The 2,683-nt window shown below is 73.6% G+C and carries 3 protein-coding genes; 2 read left to right on the top strand and 1 reads right to left on the bottom strand.

Annotated features, from left to right (window positions below; translation table 11 throughout):
- Positions 1-1,102, top strand: a 1,102-nt coding sequence (locus tag FNQ90_RS19020) for an ATP-binding SpoIIE family protein phosphatase (RefSeq protein ID WP_228471391.1), incomplete at its 5' end; no start/stop codon positions are given.
- Between the two features lie 7 nt (positions 1,103-1,109).
- On the opposite strand, the gene aztA is transcribed toward FNQ90_RS19020, so the two are convergent.
- A complete protein-coding gene (aztA, locus tag FNQ90_RS19015; RefSeq protein ID WP_323380071.1) occupies positions 1,110-1,793 on the bottom strand; it encodes a zinc ABC transporter ATP-binding protein AztA in 684 nt (227 codons plus the stop codon).
- 51 nt (positions 1,794-1,844) lie between these two features.
- Between aztA and aztB the strand changes: the two genes are divergently transcribed.
- Positions 1,845-2,683 (top strand): zinc ABC transporter permease AztB (gene aztB / locus FNQ90_RS19010; RefSeq protein WP_182607477.1); only part of this gene is annotated, 839 nt, incomplete at its 3' end.

Here is a 2,683-nt window from a genome sequence, read left to right as displayed (position 1 = left end):
GGGTCACGGCGTGAACGCGGCGGGGGCGATGGGACGGTTGCGGTCCGCGGTGCAGACCCTCGCGGACCTCGACCCCCCGCCGGACGAGTTGCTGACGCACCTGGACGATCTGGTGGTGCGGTTCGGCGAGGAGGAGGAGCGGAACGATCCCGTGGGGTCGCTGCTGGGTGCCACCTGTCTGTACGCGACGTACGACCCGATCGAACGGATGTGCATGATCGCGGCGGCCGGTCACCCGTCACCGGTGCTGTGCCGGGTGGGCGAGGCGGACGCGGAGGAGGTGAAGCTCCAGACGGGGCCCCCGCTGGGCACGGGCGGGGAGCCCTTCGAGCCGGTGGAGTTGCGGATGGAGCCGGGAGACGTATTGGTGTTCCCCAGCGGCGACCCGGCGGCACTGGCCGCGGAGGGCATCCTGCCGACGGGCGGGTCCGTCCTCGCCCCCGGGGGTTCGGAAGCGGCCTCCATCGATCCCATCACCGCCGTCGCCATCGGGGACGGCTCCGGCGCCCCCCTCGACTTCGGGTCCGGGGGTGAGGTGCCCACCGGGGAGGACGTCGAGGGCCCGGGCCGGGACGCCCGGGTGGTGCGCGAGGGGGCGAGGGCGGCCGTGACCCGGAACCTCCCGCTGCGCGAGCTGGGCGAGCGGATGGCGGCCCGGCTGCGCGAGCGTCCCCGCCGGGAGGACCTGGCACTGCTGATGGCGCGCATGGGCGCGGTGCCGGCGGACTGCACGGCGTTCTGGGAGCTGCCGGCCGATCCCGGGGTGGTGGCGCGGGCCAGGACGCTGACCTCCGAGCGGTTGGCGGCATGGGAGGTGCCGGAGGAGTTGGTGTTCGGCACCGAGCTGATCGTGAGCGAGTTGGTGACGAACGCGATCCGTTACGCGGGGGGCCCGATCGGTCTGCGGCTGATCCGGGATCGCAGGCTGATCTGCGAGGTGTCGGATCCGAGCCAGACGCAGCCGCACCTGCGGCGGGCGCGACCGGCCGACGAGGGCGGGCGCGGGCTCTTCCTGGTGGCCCAGATCGCCCACCGGTGGGGCAGCCGGTACACGCCGGCGGGGAAGACGATCTGGACCGAACAGCACCTCGATCCGGCCTGAGCGTCGGTCAGCCGGGGCGGGGGCCGAGCACCTCCGCCGGGGTGCCCCCGGCGACGACGGCGCCGGCGTCCAGGGCCAGGCAGTGGCCGGCGCGATGGGCGGCCTCCGGGTCGTGGGTGGCGTGGACGACCGTGACCCCGCGGGCGGGCAGGGCGTCGAGGACACCGAGGATGTCGGCACGGGCGGCGGCGTCGAGGCCGGTGGTGGGTTCGTCGAGCAGGAGCAGGTCGGCGTCCTGGACGAGGGCCTGGGCGACCAGGGTCCGTTGGCGCTGCCCGCCGGAGAGCTCGTCGAGGCGGCGGTCGGCGAGGCCCTCGATCCCCAGTTCGGCCATGGTCTCCGCGACCCGTCGGCGGTCCTCCGCCCGGGCGCGACGCCAGGGACCGAGGCGTTCCCAGCGTCCCATGGCCACGGTCTCGCGGACGGTGAGCGGCAGGGCGTCGGGGACGTCGGTGCGCTGCATCACGTGGGCGACGCGGCCGACGCCGTCGCGGGTGAGGGTGCCGCCTGTCACGTTGATCACACCGGCGAGGACGCCGAGCAGGGTGGACTTCCCCGCGCCGTTGCCACCCACGACGGTGGTGATGTCGAACTTCGGTATACGCGCGTTGAGTTGGGACAACACCAGGCGTCGCCCGCGCACCACCGAGAGATTCTCCAGCTCGATCGCTGACGGTCGGGTCCCGGGCACGGCGCTCTCCTGACGTTGAATCGAAAACGATTTTCATTGTACGGTCCAGCCATGGAGTGGTTGGTCGGTCCCTTCGAGGTGACCTTCGTGCAGCGCGCCCTGTGGGGCGGTGTGCTGGTCTCGTTGATCTGCGCACTCGCCGGCACCTGGGTCGTGCTGCGCGGCATGGCCTTCCTGGGCGACGCCATGTCCCACGGCATGCTGCCGGGCGTGGCCCTCGCCTCCCTCCTGGGTGGCAACCTCCTGCTCGGGGCCGCGGCCGGCGCCGCGGTCATGGCGGCGGGGGTCACCGTCCTGGAGCACTCCCCGCGCCTGTCCCGGGACACCGCGATCGGTCTGTTGTTCGTCGGCATGCTCTCGCTGGGCGTGATCATCGTCTCCCGCTCCGGGTCCTTCGCCGTCGACCTGACCGGCTTCCTCTTCGGGGACGTGCTGGCGGTCCGCGAACGCGACCTGTGGCACCTGGGCGTCGCGCTCCTCCTCGCCGCACTGATCTCCCTGGCCGGCCACCGCGCCTTCGTCGCCCTCTCCTTCGACGAACGCAAGGCACACACCCTCGGACTGCGGCCCCGCCTCGCCCGGGCCGCGATGCTCGGCCTGGTCACCCTCGCGATCGTGGCCTCCTTCCACGTCGTGGGCACGCTGCTGGTCTTCGGACTGCTCATCGCGCCGCCCGCCGCCGCGCTGCCGTGGGCCCGTCGGGTACCGGCGGTCATGGCGGGCGCCGCGCTGCTGGGGATCACCGCGACCGTGATCGGCCTGCTGCTCTCCTGGCACCTGGGCACCGCCGCCGGCGCCACCATCGCGGGCGTCGCCGTCCTGCAGTTCTTCCTCTCCGCCGGGATCGCCGGCCTGCGCGGCCGCCGGGTCGCGCTCCCCTCCCCCACCCC

This window comes from Streptomyces alkaliphilus (assembly GCF_014141535.1).
Taxonomy (GTDB): domain Bacteria; phylum Actinomycetota; class Actinomycetes; order Streptomycetales; family Streptomycetaceae; genus Streptomyces; species Streptomyces alkaliphilus.
Note: the sequence above shows the minus strand (reverse complement) of the source record. Positions and strands in the feature narration are given on the sequence as shown.